This is a genomic window from Pseudomonas sp. MWU16-30323 (assembly GCF_020515595.1).
Lineage (GTDB): Bacteria > Pseudomonadota > Gammaproteobacteria > Pseudomonadales > Pseudomonadaceae > Aquipseudomonas > Aquipseudomonas yamanorum.
The window spans coordinates 41,057-66,184 of record NZ_JAIWYM010000023.1; the positions used below are offsets into that span (position 1 = coordinate 41,057).

The 25,128-nt window shown below is 62.9% G+C and carries 22 protein-coding genes and 1 tRNA gene; 6 read left to right on the forward strand and 17 right to left on the reverse strand.

Annotated features, from left to right (window positions below):
- Nucleotides 1–11: 11 nt before the first annotated feature.
- The 11 genes from LIY45_RS22590 to LIY45_RS22640 form a co-directional block, all read right to left on the reverse strand.
- Nucleotides 12–1,472: an NAD-dependent succinate-semialdehyde dehydrogenase gene (locus LIY45_RS22590; RefSeq protein ID WP_226477663.1), complete on the reverse strand. Its 1,461-nt coding sequence runs from the start codon at nt 1,470–1,472 to the stop codon at nt 12–14.
- A 117-nt stretch (nt 1,473–1,589) separates the two neighbouring features.
- Nucleotides 1,590–2,747 carry an acetylornithine deacetylase gene (gene argE, locus LIY45_RS22595; RefSeq protein WP_020480191.1) on the reverse strand — a complete coding sequence of 386 codons (1,158 nt, stop codon included), beginning with the start codon at nt 2,745–2,747 and terminating at the stop codon, nt 1,590–1,592.
- Nucleotides 2,744–3,898: an FAD-binding oxidoreductase gene (locus LIY45_RS22600; RefSeq protein ID WP_226477664.1), complete on the reverse strand. Its 1,155-nt coding sequence runs from the start codon at nt 3,896–3,898 to the stop codon at nt 2,744–2,746. Before LIY45_RS22600 ends, argE begins: the two co-directional genes overlap by 4 nt.
- Entirely contained in the window at nt 3,895–5,274 is a 1,380-nt protein-coding gene (locus LIY45_RS22605; RefSeq protein WP_017478863.1) for an FAD-dependent oxidoreductase, read from the reverse strand. Before LIY45_RS22605 ends, LIY45_RS22600 begins: the two co-directional genes overlap by 4 nt.
- Nucleotides 5,256–5,564, reverse strand: coding sequence for a (2Fe-2S)-binding protein (locus LIY45_RS22610; RefSeq protein ID WP_017478862.1), 309 nt, complete (start codon nt 5,562–5,564; stop codon nt 5,256–5,258). Before LIY45_RS22610 ends, LIY45_RS22605 begins: the two co-directional genes overlap by 19 nt.
- The gene (locus LIY45_RS22615) at nt 5,561–7,402 is read right to left on the reverse strand and encodes an ABC transporter ATP-binding protein (protein WP_226477665.1); all 1,842 of its coding nucleotides are present in this window, start codon (nt 7,400–7,402) and stop codon (nt 5,561–5,563) included. Before LIY45_RS22615 ends, LIY45_RS22610 begins: the two co-directional genes overlap by 4 nt.
- 1 nt (nt 7,403) lies before the next feature.
- Nucleotides 7,404–8,279: an ABC transporter permease gene (locus tag LIY45_RS22620; RefSeq protein ID WP_017478860.1), complete on the reverse strand. Its 876-nt coding sequence runs from the start codon at nt 8,277–8,279 to the stop codon at nt 7,404–7,406.
- On the reverse strand, nt 8,276–9,232 hold the full coding sequence (locus tag LIY45_RS22625; protein WP_017478859.1) for an ABC transporter permease: 957 nt from the start codon (nt 9,230–9,232) through the stop codon (nt 8,276–8,278). Before LIY45_RS22625 ends, LIY45_RS22620 begins: the two co-directional genes overlap by 4 nt.
- A 13-nt stretch (nt 9,233–9,245) precedes the next feature.
- A complete protein-coding gene (locus tag LIY45_RS22630; protein ID WP_017478858.1) occupies nt 9,246–10,883 on the reverse strand; it encodes an ABC transporter substrate-binding protein in 1,638 nt (545 codons plus the stop codon).
- Nucleotides 10,884–10,978: 95 nt separating this feature from the next.
- Entirely contained in the window at nt 10,979–12,253 is a 1,275-nt protein-coding gene (locus LIY45_RS22635) for an FAD-binding oxidoreductase (RefSeq protein ID WP_017478857.1), read from the reverse strand.
- 21 nt (nt 12,254–12,274) lie between these two features.
- Entirely contained in the window at nt 12,275–12,943 is a 669-nt protein-coding gene (locus LIY45_RS22640) for a haloacid dehalogenase type II (RefSeq protein ID WP_017478856.1), read from the reverse strand.
- A gap of 499 nt (nt 12,944–13,442) precedes the next feature.
- Here LIY45_RS22640 and LIY45_RS22645 point away from each other — a divergent pair, with 499 nt between their 5' ends.
- Nucleotides 13,443–14,294 (forward strand): GNAT family N-acetyltransferase, encoded by an 852-nt coding sequence (locus LIY45_RS22645; protein ID WP_226477666.1) that lies wholly within the window; start codon nt 13,443–13,445, stop codon nt 14,292–14,294.
- Nucleotides 14,295–14,316: 22 nt separating this feature from the next.
- Nucleotides 14,317–15,030 (forward strand): cupin domain-containing protein, encoded by a 714-nt coding sequence (locus LIY45_RS22650; protein WP_226477667.1) that lies wholly within the window; start codon nt 14,317–14,319, stop codon nt 15,028–15,030.
- A gap of 8 nt (nt 15,031–15,038) precedes the next feature.
- Here the strand turns inward: LIY45_RS22650 and LIY45_RS22655 are convergent, their stop codons facing one another.
- The gene (locus LIY45_RS22655; RefSeq protein WP_017478853.1) at nt 15,039–15,923 is read right to left on the reverse strand and encodes a LysR family transcriptional regulator; all 885 of its coding nucleotides are present in this window, start codon (nt 15,921–15,923) and stop codon (nt 15,039–15,041) included.
- Nucleotides 15,924–16,018: 95 nt separating this feature from the next.
- Here LIY45_RS22655 and LIY45_RS22660 point away from each other — a divergent pair, with 95 nt between their 5' ends.
- The 4 genes from LIY45_RS22660 to LIY45_RS22675 all read left to right on the forward strand — a co-directional run bounded on the left by LIY45_RS22660 (nt 16,019) and on the right by LIY45_RS22675 (nt 20,763).
- Nucleotides 16,019–17,155, forward strand: coding sequence for a DSD1 family PLP-dependent enzyme (locus LIY45_RS22660; RefSeq protein ID WP_226477668.1), 1,137 nt, complete (start codon nt 16,019–16,021; stop codon nt 17,153–17,155).
- Nucleotides 17,145–18,329 (forward strand): FAD-binding oxidoreductase, encoded by a 1,185-nt coding sequence (locus LIY45_RS22665; protein WP_226477669.1) that lies wholly within the window; start codon nt 17,145–17,147, stop codon nt 18,327–18,329. Before LIY45_RS22660 ends, LIY45_RS22665 begins: the two co-directional genes overlap by 11 nt.
- Nucleotides 18,326–19,171 carry a GNAT family N-acetyltransferase gene (locus LIY45_RS22670; protein ID WP_226477670.1) on the forward strand — a complete coding sequence of 282 codons (846 nt, stop codon included), beginning with the start codon at nt 18,326–18,328 and terminating at the stop codon, nt 19,169–19,171. The genes LIY45_RS22665 and LIY45_RS22670 overlap by 4 nt, the downstream gene beginning before the upstream one ends.
- 146 nt (nt 19,172–19,317) lie before the next feature.
- Complete coding sequence (locus tag LIY45_RS22675) at nt 19,318–20,763, forward strand: aldehyde dehydrogenase family protein (RefSeq protein ID WP_226477671.1); 1,446 nt, start codon at nt 19,318–19,320, stop codon at nt 20,761–20,763.
- A gap of 83 nt (nt 20,764–20,846) precedes the next feature.
- Here the strand turns inward: LIY45_RS22675 and LIY45_RS22680 are convergent.
- The 5 genes from LIY45_RS22680 to pheS all read right to left on the reverse strand — a co-directional run bounded on the left by LIY45_RS22680 (nt 20,847) and on the right by pheS (nt 25,078).
- Nucleotides 20,847–20,923 (reverse strand) — tRNA-Pro (locus tag LIY45_RS22680).
- A 90-nt stretch (nt 20,924–21,013) separates the two neighbouring features.
- On the reverse strand, nt 21,014–21,370 hold the full coding sequence (locus tag LIY45_RS22685; protein ID WP_003219935.1) for a MerR family transcriptional regulator: 357 nt from the start codon (nt 21,368–21,370) through the stop codon (nt 21,014–21,016).
- Nucleotides 21,351–21,653, reverse strand: a complete 303-nt coding sequence (ihfA, locus tag LIY45_RS22690; RefSeq protein WP_002553164.1) for an integration host factor subunit alpha — start codon at nt 21,651–21,653, stop codon at nt 21,351–21,353. The genes LIY45_RS22685 and ihfA overlap by 20 nt, the downstream gene beginning before the upstream one ends.
- A 3-nt stretch (nt 21,654–21,656) precedes the next feature.
- Nucleotides 21,657–24,035, reverse strand: coding sequence for a phenylalanine--tRNA ligase subunit beta (gene pheT, locus LIY45_RS22695; RefSeq protein WP_226477672.1), 2,379 nt, complete (start codon nt 24,033–24,035; stop codon nt 21,657–21,659).
- A gap of 26 nt (nt 24,036–24,061) precedes the next feature.
- The gene (gene pheS, locus LIY45_RS22700) at nt 24,062–25,078 is read right to left on the reverse strand and encodes a phenylalanine--tRNA ligase subunit alpha (RefSeq protein WP_017478847.1); all 1,017 of its coding nucleotides are present in this window, start codon (nt 25,076–25,078) and stop codon (nt 24,062–24,064) included.
- Nucleotides 25,079–25,128 lie beyond the last annotated feature (50 nt).

A 25,128-nucleotide genomic window follows, 5' to 3' on the forward strand; every position in this document is an offset into this window, starting at 1 on the left:
CTCGCAAAAATTCAGTTCAAGCCGCCGATATGGAAGGCTTTGACTTCAAGGTATTCGTCCAGGCCGTACTTGCTGCCCTCGCGCCCCAGGCCCGATTGTTTGATACCGCCAAACGGCGCCACTTCCATGGAGATGATCCCGGTATTGAGCCCGACCATGCCAAACTCCAACGCCTCGCCAAAACGCCACGAGCGCTGCAGGTCCTGGGTGAAATAGTAGGCGCCCAGGCCATACGGCGTGGCGTTGGCCAGGGCCAGCGCCTCGGCTTCATCCGTAAAGCGCATCAGCGGGGCCACCGGGCCGAAGGTTTCTTCATTGGCCAGCAACATGCCGGCGTGGGTGTCACCCAGCACCGTGGGCTGCACAAACTGGCTGTCACCCGCGGGGATCGCGCCACACAACAGCTTCGCGCCCTGGCTCAGGGCATCGTCGATATGCCGTGCGACCTTGTTCACCGCCGCCGGGTTGATCAGCGGGCCGATGGTCACGCCCTCCTCCAGACCGTTACCGACCTTGAGCTTGCTCACCTCCTCCACCAGGCGCGCGGCGAAACGCGCGTAGATACCGGCCTGTACCAGGATGCGGTTGGCGCACACGCAGGTTTGCCCGGCATTGCGGAACTTGCTGAGCATCACCCCGGCCACGGCCTGCTCCAGGTCGGCGTCGTCAAATACGACAAACGGCGCATTGCCGCCCAGCTCCAGGCTCAGGCGCTTGATGTGCTCGGCGCTCTGGCGCATCAGCAAGCGGCCAACGGCGGTGGAACCGGTAAAGGAGATCTTGCGCACCGCCGGGTTGCCGGTCAGCGCCTCGCCGATGCCGGCAGGCAACCCGGTGATCACGTTGAACACCCCGGCCGGAATGCCGACTCGCTCAGCCAACACCGCCAGGGCCAATGCCGACAACGGGGTAAGGTCCGACGGCTTGACGATGATCGGACAACCAGCGGCAAGCGCCGGCGCGCATTTGCGGGTGATCATCGCGTTGGGGAAGTTCCACGGCGTGATGGCCGCGCACACGCCCACCGGCTGCTTGAGGGTCAGCAGGCGTCGGTCGCCGCTGGGCGCCGGCATGGTTTCGCCATAGACCCGGCGCGCTTCCTCGGCGAACCATTTGACGAAACCGGCACCGTAGCGAATCTCGCCCTTGGCTTCAGCGAGCGGCTTGCCCTGTTCCCAGGTCATGATCAGCGCCAGGTCATCGAGGTTGTCGAGCATGGCCTGGAACCAACGTTCCAGCAGTGCCGCACGCTCTGCTGCCGGGCGTGCGCGCCAGGCGGGCCAGGCTCGTTCGGCGGCGGCGATGGCGCGGTGGGTATCCACGGCGTCCATGGCCGGCACCCGCGCCAGCAGGTGGCCGGTGGCGGGGTCGCGGATGTCCAGGGTGGCGCCGCTGTCGGCAGCGATCCACTGGCCATCCACATAGGCGAGTTCAGCCAGGAGGCTGGGGTCTTGCAAGCGATTATTGAGCATGGTCGAGTCCTGATCCGAGACACGCTCCAGTCTAGGGAGGTGCCGCGAATCAGGATGCCGAAAGCGCAGCTTCAGCAGCGTCCCGTGCTGAAATTGCCCCCAGGACGGCAGGCTCTGCTAGGCCGTAAGCGAACCCAGCAAACCTTGCAAAAAGCGCTCTCCGGCGTCCATTTGGCTGATCTCGATAAACTCGTCGGGCTTGTGCGCCTGCTCGATCGAACCCGGCCCGCACACCACCACCGGCACATCCAGGCGCTGCTTGAACAGGCCGCCCTCGGTACCGAACGAGACCTTGGAAGTGCCGGTGCCTGGCGCGGCGAATTGCTTGAGAAAACGTACGGCTTCGACGCTGGGGTGGGTGTCGAGGCCGGGATACACATTGACGGTTTCGATTTCGATGGCCGCCACGCTGGACAACTTCTGTGCCTCGCGCACGATCACTTCAGCGCGCTCACGCATCTGCTCCAGAAATAGGTCCAGATCGTCGGCCGGCAGGTTGCGCACTTCGAAATCCAGGGTGCACAGGTTAGGTACGATATTCAGCGCCTTGCCGCCGACAATCTGCCCTACATGCACGGTGCTATAGGGCACGTCGTAGTCGCTGTCCTGTGCGCCGTGGCGTTGCAGTTGCTGCTGGCTATCGCGCAGGGCAGCGATAAAGTCGCACGCCACATGAATCGCATTGACCGAGCGTGGCGCCAAGGAAGAATGGGCTTCCTGGCCCCGGCAATACGTGCGGTAAGAGCCCTTGCCCTTGTGGCCCAGCACAAACTGCATGTTGGTGGGTTCTCCGATCACGCACAGAAACGGCCGCACCGGCGCCAGGTGCAGCACGTCGAGCAGGCGCCGTACGCCGACGCAACCGATCTCTTCGTCATGGGACAGGGCCAGTTGCAGCGGGCGGTTCAGGCGGTGGTCGGCGGCATCCAGCATGGCGTCGATGGCCAGGGCGATAAAGCCCTTCATGTCGCAACTGCCGCGCCCATAGATGCGCCCATCCTGCACGGTGGCGGCGAAGGCGGGAAAGGTCCAGGCCTGCCCCGCTGCCGGCACCACGTCGGTGTGCCCGGACAGCAACACCCCGGGCTGCTCCTTGGGCCCGGTGCTGGCGAACAGGTTGGCCTTCTTGCCGCTCTGGTCTTTGACGATCAGCGACTCGATGCCTTTGGTCAGCAGCAGGTCGCGCACGTAGTCGATCAGGGCCAGGTTGGATTCCGACGACACGGTGTCGAAAGCCATCAGCTGTTTGAGAATCTCGAGAACCCGGGGTTTCATGAGGCTTGGCTCCGTTGCTCGGCAGGTGGGGCGAACCGGGTGATGGAGAACGGTTCGATCGGGGTACTGGTGCTCCCGGTGCCAAGCAGTTCGGCCATCACATCGCCGACGCCCGGGCCGAGCTGGAAGCCGTGGCCGCAAAAACCGAAGGCATAAAACAGGCCGTCGACGGTGCCGCTGGCGCCCATCACCGGCAGCGAGTCCGGCAGGTAGCCTTCGATGCCGCTCCACACGCGGATGATATTCAGGTTACCCACGCCCGGCAGCAGGCGGCGCATCTGGCTGACCTGGTTGAGGATGCTGCGCGGTTCCACATAGGCGCGGCGGTTGAGCATGTCGGGCTTGCTGCGGTAACCGCCGCCGATGACGATATTGCCCCGGGGAATCTGACGGAAGTAGATCACTTCTTCCGGGATCTTGGTGTAGACGCCGATCACGGTCGGCAATGCATAGGGCACCGGCTCGGTCACCGCCATTTGCGGGCCGTGGGTGTCCAGCGGTACCGGTTCACCGAACTGCGCCGAGAGTTTCTGACCCCAGGCGCCGGCGGTGATCAACAGTTGCGCGGCGTGGAACTGGCGGCCGTCGGTGGTGGAGACCTGAAAGTCAGCGCCGACCTTCTGCACCTCGGCGACTTCAGTGCGCTCTTCAATTTGCGCCCCCAGGCGTCGTGCAGCCCGGGCAAAGGCCGGTGCGGCCAGGCGCGGGTTGGCGTGGCCATCGTGGGGCGCATAGGAGCCGCCCTTGACGTCCGGGCCGAGGAAGCCGAAGCGTTGATGCAGCTCGGCGCCACGATAAATTTTCAGGTCCAGCTGTTCAGCTTCCGGCGCGGCCGCGTAGGCTTCCAGCTCGGCGATTTCATCTTCGCGATAACACACGCGCATGTGGCCACTGGGAATGAACTCCAGGTCATCATCGATCAGTTCCGGCAGGCGCTTCCACAGCGCCCAGGAGCGGTTGGCCAGGGCCAGTTGACCAAGGAAGCGCCCTTGCCGGCGCACGTTGCCGAAGTTGACGCCACTGGCGTACTGGCCGATCTGGTCGCGCTCCAGCAGGATCACCGACAGCCCGCGACGCCGCAGAAAAAACGCGGTGGCCGAGCCCATCACGCCGCCACCGACAATCACTACATCGGCTTTTTGTACACTCATGAAGGCACCTCCTCGGTGATCAGCATCGACAAGGGTTTGACCGGCGCCTGGCCGCGCTGGCGCCCCACCTCCTGGACCTGCACGCCGGCAGCGGCGGCGATCACTTCAGCCCCGGCCTGGGAGCAATAACGCCCCTGGCAACGGCCCATGCCCACGCGGCTGAACGCCTTGGCGCGATTGACCTCGCAGGCGCCCTTCTCCTTCACGGTGCGGCGCAACTCGCCGGCGCTGATCATCTCGCAGCGGCACACGATGGCGCTGTCTGGCAGGGCCCTGGCCTGTTCACTGGGCCAAGGGAACGCCTGGGCCAGGCCGAGGCGGAACTGGTCCATCACTGCCAAGGCCTGTTGTTGTTCATCACGCAAGCCGGTGTCCACCGGTTGTTGCTGGTCTTCCAGCAGTGCCAACGCCACCAGGCGCCCGGCGTGCTCGGCGGCATCCGCGCCGCGAATCTTCGAACCGTCACCGGCTGCATACACGCCCTTCACCGAGGTGCGTCCGGCGTCATCGGTGGCCAGCCACCATTGGCTGGAGGCTTGATCAAACGCCATGGCGCACCCGGCCAGATCGCCCAATTGCGTCTCGGGGCGCAGGTGATAACCCAGCGCAACGGCGTCCGCCTGCACCGTGACCACCCGCCCACTGCCCGTGGTGAACCGCACGCCCATCACACCCTTGGCGGCGTCGCCCATGACTTGCAGCGGCTTGATCCCCAGGTGCACCGCCACCTTGGCGCGGTACAGTTGCGCCAGCAGCTTGATCCCGGTGAACAGCACGCCAGGCCGCGCCAACAGTTTGGGCATGGCTTTCAGGCGCAGGCTCAGTGGCGAGGTATCGAGCACGGCCGCTACCTCGGCGCCGGCCTTCACGTATTGGCTGGCAACCAGGTACAGCAACGGCCCGCTGCCCATGAACACCACCCGATGACCGATGGACACGGCCTGGTTTTTCAAGGCGATCTGCGCCCCGCCCAAGCTATAGGTGCCCGCCAGTTGCCAACCCTCGACGGGCATCAAGCGGTCGGTGGCGCCGGTGCACAGGATCAGCGCGTCATACTCCACGGTGGTATGGCGGCCCTGGCTCACGCAGCACAGTTGCCCCGGCGTGAGGTTCCACACCAGGGTGTCGGGGCGGTAGTCAATGGCGCCGCGCAGGCGATCGAAACTCTGGTGCAGGTCCTGGGCCTTGGCAGCCTCGCTGCCGTACAGGGTGGTGTAGTCGCGGGTGAACCCGTCGGGCTGGCGGCGGTAGATCTGGCCACCGTCACGGCGATTTTCATCAATCAGGATCGGCTTGATACCCGCCGCCAACAGGGTTTCGGCGCAGCGCACCCCGGCAGGCCCGGCGCCCACAATAACTACCCGTGCAGTGGCCATGTCGCCTCCGGTTGTGTGGTAACGATGTCCAGCCCGTCACGGACTTCATTGGAGCAGGCACGCAGGCGTTCACCGCTGCGGGTCCATACCCAGCAGTCCTGGCACGCGCCCATCAGGCAGAAACCGGCGCGGCGCCCGCTGTCGAATTCCGACTGGCGCAGTGCATGGCCCTGGGTCAGCAGCGCCACCATCAAGGTGTCGCCCTGCAAGGCCTCGATGGCTGCACCATCCACGGTCAGGCTGACCGTCGGCCGGCCCTGTTCGGCCAACCTCACAAAACGCCCCTTCATGCATAGGCTCCCAAGCTGGTGGTGGTGACGCCCCGCTGGGTATTCAGCAACTGGGCGCTGTCGTGGTGGCAAAGGATTTCACCGCCGTCGTCGAGGGCTCGGCGACTCGGCGCAGTGCGGTTGCACAGGCCGTCGACGCGTACCGGGCAGCGATTGAGGAAGGTGCACAGCTCCGGCACATTGGCCCGCTCGCCAATCGCTGGCAGCGTTTCACACGTGGTGCCACAGGTTTCCAGCCAGCCCTGGCGCAACTCGGGCACCGAGTGAATCAGCAGGTCGGTGTAGGGGTGGAACGGTGGCTCGGCAAACGACTGGCGGTTGCCGGCCTGCACCTTGTGGCCGCTGTACATCACCACAATGTCATCGCACAACGCACGCACGGTGGAGATGTCATGACTGATAAACAGGTACGACACCCCCAGTTGCTGGCGCAGGTCCCGCAGCAGTTCGAGGATCGCCGCGCCCACCACCGTGTCGAGGGCCGAGGTCACTTCATCGCACAGGATCAGGTCGGGCTTGGCCGCCAGCGCGCGGGCCAGGTTGACCCGCTGCTTTTGCCCGCCGGACAGCTCGTTGGGACGACGTTCAGCCAGGGTGCGCGGCAGGCGCACCAGGTCCAGCAACTCACCGACGCGCGCCTTCAAGGCAGCGCCCTTGAGGCCGAAATACATCTTCAGCGGGCGGCTGAGGATGGTCGCCACGCTGTGCATCGGGTTAAGCGCGGTGTCGGCGTTCTGGAACACCATCTGGATCCGCCGGAACTGCTCCGGCGTGCGCTCAGACAGGTGGCCGCCCAGCGGCTGGCCATCGAACGTCAGCCCCCCCAGGGCCGGGGTCAGCAGCCCCGCGACCACACGCGCCAAGGTGGACTTGCCGGAGCCCGACTCACCGATCACACCGATGGCCTGGCCACGACGCACGGTCAGGTCGATATCTTCCAGCACCCGAATCGCCGGCATGCCTTGCATGTTCTTGTTGCCGTAGCCGGCGGTGAGGCCGCTGATGTTCAGCAGCGGCACGTCTTCGGCAATCCCGCTGGGCGGGCGGATGGTGGTGTCTGGCCGCGCAGCAGCCAGCAGGCTGCGGGTGTATTCGTGGGCAGGGGTCTTGAGCAGCGGCGCGGTGGCGCTCTGTTCGAGGATTTGCCCAGCGTTGAGCACCACGATCTGGTCGGCCATTTGCGCGACCACCGCCAGGTCGTGGGACACATACACCGCCGTGGCGCCACGCTCACGCACCACGCGCTTGAACGCGCGCAGCACGTCGATCTGGGTAGTCACGTCCAGGGCCGTGGTCGGCTCGTCGAGTACGACCAGCACCGGGTCGCTGATCAGCGCCATCGCCGCCATCACCCGCTGCAGTTGCCCGCCGGAGACTTGGTGCGGGTAGCGCCGGCCAATGCGCTCGGGATTGGGCAGGGCCAGGTCGCGAAACAAGCCGATGGCCTTGGCTTCCAGCTCGACCCGGGTGCCCAGGCCATGGATCAACGCGCCTTCCACCACTTGGTCGATGAGTTTCTTGGCCGGGTTGAAAGCCGCTGCGGCGCTTTGGGCGATATAGGACACGCGATTGCCGCGCAGGCCCTGCAGCTGTTTTTCGCTCAAGGCGAGCATGTCGTGTTCACCGACCTGCACCACCCCGCCGGACAGGCGACAGCCACGCCGTGCATAGCCGAGCAACGCCAGGGCGATGGTGGTCTTGCCCGAGCCGGACTCGCCAATCAGCGCCAGCACTTCACCTTTTTCAAGGGAAAAGCTCACGCCTTTGACGATTTCCACCTCACCACGCTCGTCTCCAGCAACGACACGCAGGTCTTCGACGCGAATCAATTGGGTCATTTCAATGGCCTCCCGTGCGTCGACTGCGTCGTGATGACAAGTAATCAATCAGCAGATTCACACCGATGGTCAGCGTGCCAATGGCCAACGCCGGAATGATGATGGCCAGCGCACCCTGATTGAGGCCGCCGATGTTTTCGCGCACCAGCGAGCCGAGGTCGGCGTCTGGCGGTTGTACGCCGAGGCCGAGAAAACTCATGCCGCTGAGCAACAGCACGATGTAGCCGAACCGCAGGCCCAGGTCGGTCAATACCGGGTTGAGCATATTCGGCAGGATTTCCATGCACGCCACGTACAACCGGCCTTCGCCGCGAGTGCGCGCAACCTGCACGTACTCCAGGGCCTCGATATTGACCGCCATGCTGCGGGCGACACGGAACGAGCCTGGGATATAACTGATAACCGCCGTGCAGATCAGCAGCGTCACTGACGAGCCAAACGCCGAGACCATGATCAGCGCAAGCATTTTGCTTGGGATCGAGATAAAGGCATCCATGATGCGGCTGATGATCTCGTCCAGCCACTTGGGCGAGACCACTGACAGCAGCGCACACCCGGTGCCGAAGGTGCTGGCCAACAGCGCCGCCACCAGCGCCAGCCCGACGGTGAATCGCGCGCCTACCAATACCCGGCTGAGCATGTCACGCCCCAGGTAGTCGGTGCCGAACGGATGAGTGAGGCTGAAGCCTTCGAAGATGTTATCGGACACCACTTCACCCACCGGGTGTGGCGCCAGCCAGGGGCCGAACAGCGCGACCAGCAACCAGACGACGCACACCACGGCGCCCACCAGCCCCAACCAGGACGGGCCGCTGGAAACCTTGGCAAGGGCCAGCGCGGAAGACACAGGCTTGGATTTCGCAATGAGCGGGTTCATTGGTTTCTCAGCCTCGGATTGGACAGGATTGCGCACAGGTCGGCGATCAGCACCAACCCCAGGTAGGCCGCGCAGAACAACATGGTGCACGCTTGTACCAGCGCCATGTCACGGTTGGTCACGGCATCGACCATCAAGCTGGCAATGCCGGGATAATTGAAGATGGTTTCGACGATCACCACCCCGCCCAGCAGGTACGACAGGCTGAGGGCGATGGCATTGGCGATCGGCCCGATCGCATTGGGCAGGGCATGGCGCAGCACAATGCGAATGGGGCTGACGCCTTTGAGTCGGGCCATTTCCACGTAGGGGCTGTCGAGCTGGTCGATCACCGCGGCGCGGGTCATGCGGGCCATTTGCGCGACGATCACGCAGCACAGCGTCATCACCGGCAAGGCATAGGTACGCATGAATTGCAGCGGTGAGGTGATGTCGCTGGCGTAAGACAGTGCCGACAACCAGCCGAGGTTGACCGCGAAAATCAGCACCGCCAGGGTGGCCACCAGAAACTCCGGCACCGCGACCATCGCCAGGGTAATGAAGCTCAGGCAACTGTCGATGCGCCCGCCACGGCCCATCGCCGAGCCGATACCCAGTACCAGTGCCACCGGCACCGAGACCAGCGCCGTGGCGCCCGCCAGCATCAGGGTGTTGGGCACCCGGCCTGCCATCAGTTCACCCACCGGCATGGCGTTGGACACTGACACGCCCAGGTCGCCGGTGAGCAGGCTCATCAACCAGTGCAGGTAACGCAACACACCGGGCTGGTCCAGCCCCAGCTTCAGGCGCAGTGCCGCCACCTGCTCAGGGGTCGCGAACTGGCCGAGGGATTGCTGCGCCGCGTCCCCCGGCAGCACCGCCGTGATCGCAAACACGACCATGGACACGATCAACAAGGTCACGGCCCCGGCGCCGAAACGCCGGGCGATCAACCACAGTGTATTGCCATTCATCGCACTGCCCTCCTCACGCGTCCAACCACACCTGCTCGGCAAACATGTAGCCCATGAAACCGCCCAGCGGGTTGGTGCCGTATCCCTTGACGCGCTGGTCCACGCCGTCAATGTTGCTGATGAACACCGGCACGCCGATACCGCAGTGGTCGTGCACCAGGGTCTGCATGTCGCCATACATTTTGGCGCGCTTGGCGTCATCGGTTTCGCCACGGGCCAGCATCAACAGCTGGTCGAACTGATCGTTCTGCCAGCCGGATTCGTTCCACGGCGCCTTGGACTGGAAGAACTGCGAGAACATCACGTCGGCATTCGGCCGAGGGTTGATGTTGCCGAAGCTCAACGGGTGCTTCATCCAGTGGTTGGACCAGTAGCCGTCGCTCGGCAGGCGGTTCACGTCCAGCTTGAGCCCGGCCTGTTTCGCCGATTGCTGCAACAGCACGGCGATGTCCACCGAACCGGTGGCGGCAGGCGATGCCATGACCGGCATGGTGATGCTTTCCATGCCGGCTTTCTTCAGCAGGAACCTGGCTTTTTCCGGGTCGTAGACCGTCTGCGGCAAGTCGGCGTTGAAGTAACGTGAACCTGGCGCGATCGGGTGGTCGTTGCCCACCACGGCAAACCCACGGAACACCGCAGACTTGACCTGCTCACGGTCGAGCAGCAGCTTCATGGCCTGGGTGAATTCCGGGCTTTTGCCGGGTAACTGGTCCTGGCGAATGATCAAGTCAGTGTAGTTGCCCGACGGCGCATCCACGACCCGGTGCTTGGTACTTGCGGCGATGCGCGTGGTGGAACGCGGGTTGACCTCGTTGATCATGTGCACGTCGCCCGACAGCAACGCGTTGACCCGCGATGGCTCGTCGGCGATGGCAATGAACTCGATCTCGTCGAGGTACGGCAAGCCCGGTTTCCAGTAGTTCTTGTTGCGCACGGCAATCGAGCGCACACCCGGCTTGAACTCACCGACAGTGAACGGGCCGGTGCCGATGCCTTTGTTGAAGTCGGTGGTGCCCTCGGGAACGATCAACAAGTGCGACACGGCGAGGATCGACGGCAACTCGGCGTTGGGCGCGCTAAGGCGAATTTGCACCTCGTTCGGCCCGCTGGCCTTGATCTCGGCGAACTGCTCCATCAGCGGCATGACTTTGGAGCCGGTCAGCGGGTCTTTGTGGCGGTTCAGGGAGAACACCACGTCGGCGGCGGTCAGGGCCTTACCGTTGTGAAAGGTCACGTCTTTGCGCAGGGTGATGGTCCACACCGTGGCGTCGGTATTGTCGATGCGCTCAGCCAGTTCCAGTTGCGGCACCAGGTGCTTATCGAAACGGGTCAGGCCGTTGTAGAACATGTAGTGGCGTGCATAGTCGGTGGACAGCGCGCCCTTGGCCGGGTCGAGGGTGTCGGCGGTGGAGCTGGACATGCCGGCCACGCGGATCTTGCCGCCCGGCTTGCCTTTGCCCTCGGTGGCCGCTTCATCGGCGAACAATTTGCCGGCGGCGCCGAACAGGCTGCCCGCGCCAGCGGCGGCGACACCTGCAACGCCGAGCATTTGCAGGGCATTGCGGCGCGACATGCCACGGTTGAGACTTTCGAACACCCGCAGGCTTTCCTGGCCGGAGATGAGCTCGGGTGTGTTTTTGTTGTCAGTCATAGCAAGGCTACCTGTCGATAATCGGAAGAATCGAGTGCTCACGGATGTCCGGAGCGTCCTGGAAACGCAAACGACGGTCACGCAACAACGGCAACTCAGTGCAAATAGTCCTGGAAACGGTAATAGGCGCCCACGAACGGCAGGAACCAGGGTTTGCCGAAATGCCCGGGAATCGCCGGCCATTCCAGTTCACCCCACGGATTGGCCGCCGCGTTGCCCGCCATGACGTCAGCCATGACCTGGCCCATGTGCACCGACATCTGCACGCCATGGCCGCTGTAGCCCATGGAATGGAACACGCCGCCATGCTGGCCGGCGCGGGGCAGGCGGTCGGACGTCATGTCCACCAGGCCGCCCCAGCAGTAGTCGATCTTCACGTGCGCCAACTGCGGGAACATGTTCAGCATCGCCGCCTGCAGCACCTTGCCGCTCTTGGCGTCGGAGACGCTGTCAGACATGGCAAACCGGGCACGCCCGCCAAACAGCAGGCGGTTGTCCGGGGTCAGGCGAAAATAGTTGCCGATCATGCGGCTGGTCACATAGGCGCGGCGCAGCGGCAGCAATTGATCGATCAACGCTTGGGGCAAGACTTCGGTGACGATGACAAAACTGCCCACCGGCACAATGCGCCGACGGTACCAACCGAGGTCACCATGCTGGCAGGCGCCGGTGGCCAGCAGCACTTGCCCGGCGTGCAGCGAGCCTTTGGCGGTGTTGACCTGATAGCCACCGGCCTGGGCCTTCCAGTCCTTGACGGCAGTGTGCTCGTAGATCATCGCGCCGCGCCGCGCGGCCGCCTCGGCCAGGCCCACCCCGAAGCGACCGACATGCATCTGCACGCCGTTGCGCTGCAGCAAGCCGCCGTGGAACTGGGTCGAGTGGACTTCGGCACGGGTCTGTTCGGCGCTGAGCAACGCGACATCGGCATCCACCTCCTGGCGGATCAGCTCACAGGTGCGGGCCAGGCCTTCGTAATGCAGGGGCTTGGCCGCCAGCTTGAGCTTGCCGTTGCGCACCAGGTCGCAGGCAATCCCTTCCTGCTCAACCAACGAAACGACGGTCTGCACCGCGCTTTCATAGGCCTGGTAATAGGCGCGCGCCTTGGCGGCACCGAGGCTGGCGTGCAGCCCGGCATAATCCTGGGCCACGCCGGTGTTGCATTGGCCACCGTTGCGCCCCGAGGCCTCGCCGATCACACGGCCGGCGTCGAGCACCACCACACTCGCCCCTTTGCTCGCCAACGCACGCGCCGCCGCCAGGCCAGTGAAGCCACCACCGACCACAGCCACATCGACCTGCCCGGGCAAGCTGCCCAGTTGGGCACCGGTGAACGCCGGTGCGGTGTCGAGCCAATAGGATTCACTGCCCATGCTTTACCCCTTGGTGTGCTGTTACAGACCGACCAACGCTGGCAGCCCACCGATATCGGTGATCTGCTGGTAACCGTAAAACGCATTGCCTGGCACTTCGTGGCCACGGGCAACGAACGCCTTGTTTTTGATCTTCATGTCATGGGCCGGCATCAGGTCATAACGGAAGCTGGAAGACACATGCAAGATGTCGTCCGGGCCGCAACCCAGGTTATCGAGCATGAATTCGAAGGCGGCCAGGCGCGGCTTGTAGGCCTGGGCCTGTTCGGCAGTGAATACTTTGTGGAATGGCGCGCCGAGCTTGTCGACGTTGGACATGATCTGGCTGTCGCTGGCATTGGAGAAGATCACCAGGGGAATCTTGTCGGCAATCTTCGACAGGCCGGCCGGCACGTCCGCGTGGGGGCCCCAAGTCGGCACAGCGTCGTAATACAGCTGGCCTTCCTCGCGATACTCGATACCCCAGCGCTTGCAGGTACGGGCCAGGGCGGTCTTGAGAATTTCGTCGTAGGGGCGCCAGTCGCCCATGACCTGGTCGAGGCGGTAGGCCGAGAAGTCCTTGACGAATTGGTCCATCTGCTCAGGGGTGATGCGATCGGCGAAGAGCTCGCGGGTCATGGTGCCCATATGAAAGTTGGTCAGCGTACCGTAGCAGTCGAACGTAATGAATTTGGGACGAAGAAAGCTCATGGAGTGCGGTCCTGAAGTTCGTTGAGTGTGACAAGCGTTCACTGCCCTGGCGGCGGCTCCGCCTCGTTGCAGCACAGGTTCATTACACCACTGTGAAATCAGCATATGCCGTCTAAAAAGACCTTCGCTCAATACAAACCACCGTTTTGGTGGCCGGGCTCAGCAGACTTTGCGGTGCGCGCCAGGCTTGGGCAGGGCCTGTGTTTGTGCGCTTTTAGGGGGCTTCTGGGGGCAGAAAGGCTTAAGGACGGGGGTGGGGGCGGCAGAAAGTGTGGCTGGCCGGGATTGCTTGCATGGCCGTGACCGCGCGATGGAGATGTACCCGGAAAACACCCTTGGCATTTGCTGCTGCTCCCCTACCCCAATTAAGTAGTAACTGTGGCCGCGCAAGACACAGCCCAAGGAATCTGCCGAATATTCCCGACCCACTTGCCAGCCTCTAAAACAGGTGGGATACAAGCATCCTCGTGCTGAACAATACGCTCTATGGAGGCTCGCCATGTCCGCCCTGCCACACCCTGCTTATGTATACCGCCCGATGACCGCGGCCGACCTGCCGGCCGCCCATGCCTTGTCGGTGCAACTCAAATGGCCCCACCGCCTGGAAGACTGGGCCATGTTGCAACGTGTCAGCGACGGTTTCGTGGTGATGGATGGCGAGCGTCTGATCGGCAGCGCCTTCACCTGCCCCCAGGGCGACTACGCCACCATCGGTCTGGTGATCGTGAGCAATGACTACCAGGGCCAGGGCATCGGCCGTCGCTTGATGGAAAAAGCCCTCGCCGCCTGCGATGCGCGCACGCCGGTCCTCAACGCCACCCTCGCCGGGGCCCCGCTGTATACCAGCCAGGGGTTCGTCGAATTTGGGCGAGTGCAACAGCATCAGGGCCAAGCGTTGGTGCCCGCCCTGCCGGGACTGGCCGATGGCGAAACCTGCCGCACCCTGCACGCCGACGACCACCCCAGCCTGCTCGCGCTGGCCAAAGCCGCAAGTGGCCTGGACCGCCGTGAGGTACTGCGCGACCTGCAGGTAGAGCACGCCGTGGGCATCGAGCGCGACGGCCAGCTACGCGGCTTCGCCCTGCTGCGGCCGTTTGGTCGTGGGCGCTGCATTGGACCAGTGGTTGCCGAAAACATCGATCAGGCCAAGCACTTGATCGCGGTGCTGCTGGCCCAGGTGCCGGATGCCTTTGTCCGCATCGACATTCCCGTCACCTGCGGCCTCAGCGACTGGCTCGAAAGCGCCGGCCTGAAGAACATCGACACCGTCGCGCAGATGGCACTGGGCACACCGCCCCGGGCCAGCCACGGCGTACTCCCTTTTGCCCTGATCACCCAGGCGATCGGCTGACTTTCCTCCCGGAGCATTCCCCATGTCATCTCCCTGTATCCTGCTGTTGGCTCGCGCCGACGGCAGCCGCGTTGCCACGTCTTTTAATGCCGGCGCCTTGAGCACGCTGGACCCCTTCGGCGACACCCGCCAACTCGCCTGGCTGGGCGACGATGGCGTGTCCGCAGGGCTGGTGACCTTTAGCGGCGAAGCCGTGATCGAAGACTTCCCCCACAGCGAAACACTGGTGGTGCACGCCGGCCATGTGGTGCTCGGCAGTGCAGAACAGACATTGGAACTGGGGGTCGGCAGCAGCGCCGTGATCGGCCGTGGCACACGCCTTACGGTGCAGGCAAGCGCAGGCAGCCAATGGGCGTTCTGCGCCGTCGACCAAGCCGATGCTCCGGCGCGCCCGGGCCTGACCTTGCTTGCCCCGCATACCTTGCTCAATCCCTCCGCCGCGCCCGAGCCACAGATCCTGATCGGCCCAACCCCACAGTGCCGCGCGTGCAACCTGTTCGATGATGAGGTCACCGAGTTGCGCATTGGCATCTGGGACTCAACGCCCTACGCCCGCCACGGCCGCGCGCACAAACTGCATGAATTGATGCACCTGCTCGAAGGCAGCGTCACGCTGCAAGACGACGAGGGAGTTGCGGTGACGGTCAACCGTGGCGACACGGTATTTGTGGCCAAAGGCGCACCGTGCGCATGGACCAGCACGGTGTACGTACGCAAGGTTTACGCCGTGAAATAAGGCGCAAATCAGGCCTTCAGCGCCTCCTCCATAAACGCCACCAATGCCTGGACGCGCGGGCTGCGAAGCTTGCGCGACGGCACCAGCAGGATGATCGGAGCGCTGTCAAAACTCCAATCCGCCAGCACGCGCACCAGGCTGCCGCTGGCAACGGCGTCGCTGACATCCCACTGCGAACGCAACACCAACCCTAAGCCTTGCTCGGCCCAGCGCCGGGCAACGCTGCCATCATTGCTCAGCAACGCCGGCTCCACGCGCAGCGTCTTGCGGCCCTGCCCTTTGCGCAGGTGCCACAGCGTAACGTCCTCATCATTTTCACGAATGCAAATGCAGCGATGGGACGCCAGTTCGTCCGGTGATGACGGTACACCGTGGGCTTGCAGGTAGGCTGGGCTCGCGCATAACCAGCGCTCGTTTGGCGTGAGCGACCGCGCTGTCCACAGGCTGTCGTTGAGATGGCCGATGTGAATCACCGCATCGCTGTCATGACGATCAGGCCACGGGGTCTCGCGTAAATCCAGGTGCAGGCACAACTGGGGGTGCATCCTGGCAAAACGCGCCAACAGCGGTGCGATTCGCTGCCGACCATAGCCAAATGGCGCCGCCAACCTCAAGGTGCCCACCAGCGTTTCATCCTTTTGCCTGAAGGACTCCGGCAGCGCTTCGAGCTGCTCCAGCAGCAGCGCACTTTCTCGCGAGAACCGCTCGCCATCTGCCGTAAGGCTGAGGCGTCGGGCATCGCGATTGGCCAGGGTCAGCCCCAGGAAGGTCTCCAGTTTACGCAGGCGCATGGAGAGCGCCGGCGGAGTGACGTTCAGGGCTCGGGCCGCAGCGCTCAGTGATTCAGAGCGCGCAAGGGTGACGGCCAGACGCAGGTCTTCGATGGAAATCATTCAATTTTACTTAATGATTGATTAGCCATGATTGAACCACAACTTAAGGACAGCTGAGTAGAGTGCCGCCCATACCCAGTCACTCGAGTTCCGCCATGTCCATGCAGATTGCCTCCCTAGACACACCTGTCGCACTTATCGACCTTACGCGAATGCAGCACAACATCCAGCGTATGCAAGCGCGCATGGGCACCCTTGGCGTACGTTTGCGCCCGCACATCAAAACCAGCAAGTGCTTGCCGGTGATCCAGGCACAGATTGACGCAGGCGCCTGCGGCGTCACGGTTTCCACCCTCAAAGAAGCCGAGCATTGTTTCGCCGCAGGCATCCGCGATGTGTTCTACGCCGTCGCCATAGCCCCGGGCAAACTGCCTCAGGCCCTGGCCCTGCGGCGCAAAGGCTGCAACTTGAGCCTGCTCACCGACAGCGTCTCAGGCGCCCGCGCCATCGTCGCGTTCGCACAGCAACATGACGAACGCTTCGACGTCTGGATCGAGATCGATTGCGACGGCCATCGCTCAGGCCTGGCCGCGCAAGACCCTGTGCTGATTGAGGTGGCGCACCTCCTCAACGACGGCGGTATGCGCCTGCGGGGGGTGATGACCCACGCGGGCTCCAGTTACGAGCTGGACACCCTCGAAGCCCTGCAGGCGCTGGCCGAACAGGAACGTGCGCTTTGCGTCAGCGCCGCCCGCACCCTCCGCGAAGCCGGACTGGCGTGCGCCGAGGTCAGTATCGGCTCAACCCCCACGGCCCTCTCGGCCCTGAACCTGGACGGCGTCACCGAAGTACGGGCAGGCGTGTATGTGTTCTTTGACTTGGTGATGCGCAACATTGGCGTGTGTCAGGCCGACGAGTTGGCACTCAGCGTACTGACCACGGTGATCGGCCATCAGCCGGACAAAGGCTGGATCATCACCGACGCCGGCTGGATGGCCATGAGCCGTGACCGTGGCACACAGCGCCAGCGCCAGGACTTCGGTTATGGCCAAGTGTGTACCGAAGCCGGCGACTGGATCGACGGTGCATTGGTCACGGGCGCCAACCAGGAACATGGCATCGTCACCCTGGGCACCGCCGCCAGTGACGACCTTGTTGAGCGCTTCCCCATCGGCAGCCGGCTGCGCATCCTCCCCAACCACGCCTGCGCCACCGGCGCGCAGTTCCCGGACTATCACGCCGTGGACGCCAAAGGCGACGTACACACCTGGAGCCGCCTCCATGGCTGGTAATCAATCAGGTTCGAAAAGCCAGGTGCTGATTATCGGTGGCGGCATCATGGGCGCCTCGTCGGCGTTTTTCCTGCGGCGGCGTGGCTGCTCGGTCACGCTGCTGGAACGCGACCAGATCGGTCAGTACGCCAGCGGTGTGAACTTCGGCAACGTGCGCCGCCAGGGCCGCTATCTGGGGCAACTGGAGCTGGCCAATCGTTCTTGGGCGCTGTGGAAACGCCTGCCTGAGCTGATCGATGACGACCTGGAGTTCATCCCCAGTGGCCACCTGCGCGTGTGCTATCGCGAAGAGGAAATCGCTGAACTTGAGGCCTACGCCGCCGCGCCGGAAGCCGCGCAACTGGACCTGAAAATCTATCGCGGCGCCGAGCTGCACCGGCGCTTTGGTTTCCTCGGCCCGGAGGTGAAAGGCGGCTCCTATGCGCCTCACGATGGTCACGCCAACCCGCGCCTCGCAGCACCGGCGTTTGCCCGTGCAGCCCGGCGTCTCGGGGCACGAATCGAGGAAAAGACCGAAGTCGCCGACGTGGAAAAGGTCAATGGTTTATTCCAAGTCACCACCACCGACGGGCAGTTGTTCGTCGCCGAACAGCTGTTGATTACCGCCGGTGCCTGGGCTGCCCGCTTGTCCGAGCGCTTTGGTGAGCCGGTACCGCTGGAGCCCAACGGCCCGCAGATGTCGGTCACCGAACCGGTGCCCTACGCCTTGCCGACCGTGATCGGTGTGTTCACCAAAATCAAGGAAGAGGTGATCTACTTCCGCCAGATCCCGCGCGGCAACATCATCATCGGCGGCGGCAACCGCTGTACGCCGGACATGATCAACCGACGGGCGTTTTTCAAACCCGAAAGCCTGCTCAACCAGATGCGCCAAATGCGGCGACTGTTACCGGGGGCCGAGAAGCTGAACATCATCCGCGTGTGGAGCGGTATCGAGAGCTACACCCCGGACTCCCTGCCGGTGATGGGCCCGAGCGGCAGCGTGGACGGGTTGTTTTATGCCTTCGGCTTCTGTGGGCACGGCTTCCAGCTCGGCCCGGGGGTGGGGGATGTAATGGCCGAGCTGATCAGCACCGGCAGCACCAGCACCTTGATCAGCCCCTTCGATATCCGACGGTTTACCCAACCTTCTACGGTGCCTGCAAACGCCCCCACTACAGGAAAACTGATATGAGCCACCCCTACGTTTATCGCACAGTCACCGCCGCCGACATGCCCGCCGCCCACGCACTGTCCGTGCACCTGAAATGGCCTCACCGCGAGGAAGACTGGGCGATGGTGCAGCGCACGTCCGAAGGCTTTGTCGCCGAACATGAGGGTAGGCTGGTGGGCGTGGCGTTCGCCTGCCATCAGGGGGCTTATTCGTCCATCGGCCTGGTGATTGTGAGTGATCAACACCAAGGCAAAGGCATCGGGCGCCAGCTGATGAACCTGTGCCTGGACGCCACGGCCCCGCGTACGCCAATCCTCAACGCAACCGAGTCAGGGGCGCCGCTGTACACCAGCCTGGGCTTCGTCGACTTTGCGCACATTCAGCAACATCAGGGCGTACCGCACGCTCCGGCACCAATGCCGTTGACCCGGCATGCGCACTGTCGCGTATTGAGCCTGGCTGATTACCCCACGGTGATCGAACTGGCCAATGCCGGCAGCGGCCTGGACCGCACCCAGGTACTCAACGACCTGCTGCCCACGGCCGAGCACGTGGTCGGCATTGAGGTCGAAGGGCAACTCAATGGTTGCGCCCTGCTCCGCCGATTTGGTCGGGGCCATATCATTGGTCCCGTCGTTGCACACAATCAGGAACAGGCCCGACAGTTGATCACTCACCTGCTGCGGTTGATCCCGGGTCAGTTCGTGCGCTTCGACATTCCCACCGCCTGCGGGTTGGCCGACTGGCTGGAGAGCCTGGGGCTGCCATGCGTCGACAAAGCGCCGCGAATGGTACTCGGGCAGCCCCCGCAATCAAGCGGCGGCATCACCCAGTTTGCGCTGGTGACTCAAGCAATCGGCTAGGTCGCAAAGCCAGCCTGCCAGATTCAGCAGATTATCCCTTGCAGCGTTGAATAACGGCATCTTCGGGCTGAAACCTTTTGCTAGCTTAGCGAGACACCGGGCCTTGCTGTTCGCAGCGCCTATTGCCGCTCCAGGGAGCCAGTTGGATGACCATACACGCTTCGAACAAAACGTCTCAGCAGCTTTATATCGACGGCTGCTGGGTTTCCCCGACCATTGCCGCCAGTCTGCCGGTGATCAACCCGGCCAGTGAGGAGGTGGTTGCACAGGTCGCAAGCGGGTCTGCCGAGGATGTGGATCGTGCCGTTGCGGCAGCACGTGCGGCGTTTGCCGGTTGGTCTGCAACGCCCGCGGCATCCAGGGCGTTGGTGCTTGGGAAAATCCACGCGCTTATCCTTGAGCGCAAAGAGCAGCTCGCGCAGGCGCTCTCCCTGGAAATGGGCGCCGCCATCGGCTTCGCTCGGGCGATGCAAGTGCCGTTGGCGGCCGAACACGTTCGGGTCGCTCGTGACTTGCTGTCCAGCTATCGCTTCCAGACGGTGGAAGGCAGTACTGCCATCCAGCGCGAGCCTATAGGCGTCTGCGGTCTTATCACGCCGTGGAACTGGCCGCTGTATCAGATCACCGCCAAAGTCGCCCCGGCCATCGCCGCTGGCTGCACCGTGGTCTTGAAACCCAGCGAACTGTCGCCGCTGAGCGCCCTGCTGTTTGCACAACTGGTGCATGACGCTGGCCTGCCGCCCGGGGTGTTCAACCTGGTCAATGGAAGCGGTGCCCAGGTTGGCGCAGCCATGGCGGCACATCCGGATATCGACATGATCTCAATCACCGGCTCCAACCGCGCAGGCGCGCTGGTTGCCCAAGCGGCAGCGCCGACGGTGAAACGCGTCACCCAGGAACTGGGGGGCAAGTCGCCGAATGTGCTGCTGCCCGACGCCGACTTCGCCAAGGCTGTACCGCTGGGGGTGATGTCCGCGTTTCGCAACGTCGGGCAATCGTGCAGCGCGCCGACCCGCATGATCGTGCCAAAAAACTGCTTGGCCGAGGTCGAAGCCATGGCGGCGGCGACCGCAAATGCGCTGATCGTTGGCGACCCGCAATCGGAAGACACGCAACTGGGGCCCATCGCCAACGAAGCACAGTTCAACCGCGTCCAGACGATGATCCAGGCAGGCCTCGACGAGGGTGCGAAACTGGTGTGCGGTGGGCCTGGGCGTGTGCCGGGTTTTGACAAGGGTTTCTATACCCGCCCCACGGTTTTCTCCGACGTGAACAGCGCCATGCGCATTGCCCAGGAAGAAATCTTCGGCCCGGTGCTGTGCATCATTGCGTATGAGACGGTGGATGAAGCCGTCGCCATCGCCAACGACACGGTATACGGCCTGGGCGCCCACGTTCAGGGCCACGACTTGACGCAGGCACGTGCTGTGGCGTCGCGTATTCGTGCGGGGCAAGTGCACCTGAACTACCCCGCGTGGAATCCGATGGCGCCGTTTGGTGGCTACAAGCGCTCGGGGAATGGCCGGGAGTATGGCGTGCAGGGGTTTGAGGAGTATCTGGAAACCAAGGCTATTATTGGATTTGGTGAATGAGGCATGGGACTGTGGTGAGGGAGTAATTTTGCAGGCATGAAAAAGCCCAAGCGTTACCGCTTGGGCTAAGTCATTGAATTATATGGTCGGGACGGAGTGATTCGAACACTCGACCCCTAGCACCCCATGCTAGTGCGCTACCGGACTGCGCTACGCCCCGACTAGGCGTGTTACTGGGTTCGCTTCGCAACGAAGCGATCAGGAATATACCGCAAGCTTTTGAAATGTGGAAGTATTTTAAAAGCCGGAATTACTTCTTCAAAACCACCAGCACATCTTCGAGTTCGGAGATCATCTGGCGGATCATTTGCTTGTATTGGGTGGTGTCGTCTTTGGCTTCATCACCGGACATACGCTGGCGCGCGCCACTGATGGTGAACCCCTGGTCGTACAGCAATGCGCGGATCTGTCGGATCATCAGCACATCCTGGCGCTGATAATACCGACGGTTCCCGGTGCGTTTGACGGGGTTGAGTTGAGGAAACTCCTGCTCCCAATAGCGCAGCACGTGCGGTTTTACCGCACAGAGCTCGCTGACTTCACCAATGGTGAAGTAGCGTTTGCCTGGGATGACGGGCAGTTCGTCGTTATGACTTGGTTCCAGCATAAGCCTCAACTCGGGCCTTCAACTTCTGCCCTGGACGAAAGGTGACCACACGGCGAGCCGTGATCGGGATTTCTTCTCCCGTTTTTGGATTGCGGCCAGGCCGCTGGCGTTTGTCCCGCAGGTCAAAATTGCCGAAACCGGACAATTTGACCTGTTCGTTGTCTTCAAGAGCGTGCCTGATTTCTTCAAAAAACAGCTCGACCAATTCCTTGGCCTCGCGCTTGTTCAGGCCCAGCTCTTCATACAGACGTTCCGCCATCTCAGCTTTCGTCAAAGCCCCCATACGTCACTTCCTTAACGTGGCGTTCAACCTTTGTTCGAGCGAGGTGAGGATATTTTGCGTCGTCGTATTCACCTCATCGTCATTAAGAGTGCGCGATGGATGCTGCCAGGTCAAGCCAACTGCAAGGCTTTTTCTATGCGGATCAATGCCTTTACCCTGATAGACGTCAAATAGCCTGAGGTCTGTCAGCCATTCCCCTGCATTTTCACGGATTACGTCCAGAACAGCACTGGCCGCAACACCTTGATCGGCAATCAACGCCAGATCACGTCGTACTTCAGGGAAACGCGACAACTCGCTGAATTTAGGCATTTTGCCCGAGGCCACTTCAGCCAAGACTAGCTCAAAAACGAAGACTGGACGGTCCAGCCCCAAGGTTTTCGACAGTTCAGGGTGAATCGCGCCAACGAAGCCCACCAGGCGACCTTCACGTTCGATACGTGCAGTCTGGCCCGGGTGCAGCGCCGGGTGTTTGCCAGGGGTGAACGTGAAGGCGTCCAGCGCACCGGCAAAGCCCAGCACCGCTTCCACATCGGCCTTGACGTCAAAGAAGTCGACGGTGTCGCGGCCTTGTGCCCAGCCTTCCGGCAGTCGGCTGCCGCAGACGACGCCAGCCAGCATTGGCTCTTGCTTCAGGCCGTCCAACTGACCGACAAAACGCAGGCCGCTTTCGAACAGGCGCACACGGTCTTGTTGACGGTTCAGGTTGTGGGAAAGCGCTTTTACCAAACCAGGCCACAACGACGAGCGCATGGCAGCCATGTCGTTGGAGATCGGGTTAGCCAGCAACAGCGGCTCGACACCTGGGTTGAACAGTTCGAACTGCTTCGGATCGATGAAGCTGTAGGTCACCGCTTCCTGATAACCACGGGCAACCAGCAGGCGACGCAGTTCCGGCAGGTGTGCACGGGCTTCAGCTTTCGGCTGCGGGGCCAGGCGCGCTTGCGGGTAACGAACCGGCAGGCGGTTGTAGCCGTACAGGCGGGCCAACTCTTCGATCAGGTCGACTTCCAGGCTGATATCGAAGCGATGGCTTGGCACTTCTACGTGCCACTGCCCTGCTTCACCGGCCGAGATGCCGAGGCCGAGTGCCGACAGCAGGCGCTCGATTTCAACCGGGTCGATCACCAGGCCAAGCATTTGCTCAACGGCCTTGGCACGCAGGACGATCGGTGCAACCGACGGCAGGTGCTGCTCGCTGACGGTTTCGATGATCGGGCCGGCTTCGCCGCCGGTGATTTCCAGCAGCAGGCCAGTGGCGCGCTCCATGGCTTCACGGGCCAGTTGCCAGTCCACGCCACGCTCGTAGCGGTGCGAGGCGTCGGTGTGCAGGCCGTAGGAACGGGCCTTGCCAGCGATGGCGATCTGATCGAAGAAGGCACTTTCGAGAAAGATGTCGCGAGTGGTTGCGGACACGCCGCTGTGCTCGCCACCCATCACGCCGGCAATCGCCAGGGCGCGGGAGTGGTCAGCGATCACCAGGGTGTCGGCACGCAGGCTGACTTCCTGGCCGTCGAGCAGTACCAGCTTCTCGCCCTCTTCGGCCATGCGCACGCGGATGCCGCCATTGATTTCAGCGAGATCGAAAGCGTGCAGCGGTTGGCCCAGTTCCAGCATCACGTAGTTGGTGATGTCGACGGCAGCATCGATGCTGCGCACTTCCGAACGACGCAGGCGCTCAACCATCCACAGCGGGGTTGGCTTGGACAGGTCGACGTTGCGGATCACACGACCCAGGTAACGCGGGCAGGCGTTGGGAGCCAGCACTTCGACCGAACGCACTTCGTCGTGCACGGCAGGTACGGCGGCAACCACCGGACGGGTGACGGTCGCGGCGTACAGCGCGCCGACTTCACGGGCCAGGCCGGCCAGGGACAGGCAGTCGCCGCGGTTCGGGGTCAGGTCGACCTCGATGCTGGCGTCTTCCAGTTCCAGATAAACACGGATGTCCTGACCCACTGGCGCATCGGCCGGCAGTTCCATCAAGCCATCGTTGCCTTCACCGACCTGCAGCTCCGCCTGGGAGCACAGCATGCCGTTGGACTCAACGCCGCGCAGCTTGGCCTTCTTGATCTTGAAGTCGCCTGGCAGCTCGGCCCCGATCATGGCGAACGGGATTTTCAGGCCCGGGCGCACGTTTGGCGCTCCGCACACGACCTGGAAAGTCTCCGCGCCATTGCTGACCTGGCACACACGCAATTTGTCAGCATCCGGGTGTTGCTCGGTGCTCAGCACTTCGCCCACTACCACGCCACTGAAAACACCGGCGGCCGGCGTCACGCTATCGACCTCGAGGCCGGCCATCGACAGACGAGCAACCAGCTCGTCGCGACTTACCTGCGGGCTTACCCAGCCACGCAGCCATTGTTCACTGAATTTCATCCTGCTCTCCTAAAGATCCGTTACGACTAGCGAAATTGCGCGAGGAACCGCAAGTCGTTGTCGAAGAACAGACGCAAGTCGTTCACGCCGTAACGCAGCATGGCCAGACGCTCAACGCCCATGCCGAAGGCAAAGCCCGAGAATTCTTCCGGGTCGATCCCGGACATGCGCAGCACGTTGGGGTGAACCATGCCGCAACCCATCACTTCCAGCCACCCGGTCTGTTTGCAGACGCGGCAGCCTTTACCGCTGCACATCACGCATTCCATGTCGACTTCAGCGGATGGCTCGGTGAACGGGAAGAACGAGGGACGGAAACGCACCGCCAGCTCCTTCTCGAAGAACACCCGCAGGAACTCTTCGATGGTGCCTTTGAGGTCGGCGAAGTTGATGTCGCGATCAACCAGCAGGCCTTCGACCTGGTGGAACATCGGCGAGTGGGTGATATCGGAGTCGCTGCGGTACACACGGCCTGGGCAGACGATGCGGATCGGCGGCTTCTGCGATTCCATGGTGCGGACCTGTACCGGCGAGGTATGGGTGCGCAGCAGCATGTTCGCGTTGAAATAGAAGGTGTCATGCATCGACCGGGCCGGGTGGTGGCCTGGGATGTTGAGCGCCTCGAAGTTGTGATAGTCGTCTTCGACCTCAGGGCCTTCGGCAATGCCGTAGCCGATGTGGGTGAAGAACTGCTCGATACGTTCCAGAGTCCGGGTAATCGGATGCAGGCCGCCCGAGGTCTGGCCACGGCCAGGCAGGGTCACGTCAATGGATTCGGCGGCGAGCCTGGCCGCAAGATCGGCCTCCTCGAGCGACGCCTTGCGCGCATTGAGAACCTCTGTAACACGCTCCTTGGCCACGTTGATCAGCGCACCGACTTGCGGACGCTCTTCAGCCGGCAAATTCCCCAGGGTCTTCATCACCTGAGTCAATTCACCCTTTTTGCCAAGGTAGTGAACCCGGATTTGCTCCAGGGCATTGATATCTTCTGCGCTTTGCACAGCCTCTAGTGCTTGAGAGACCAGCGCATCCAGGTTTTCCATGTACAGACTCCAGATACAAAATAGGGGAAGAGCTTGAAGGCTCTTCCCCT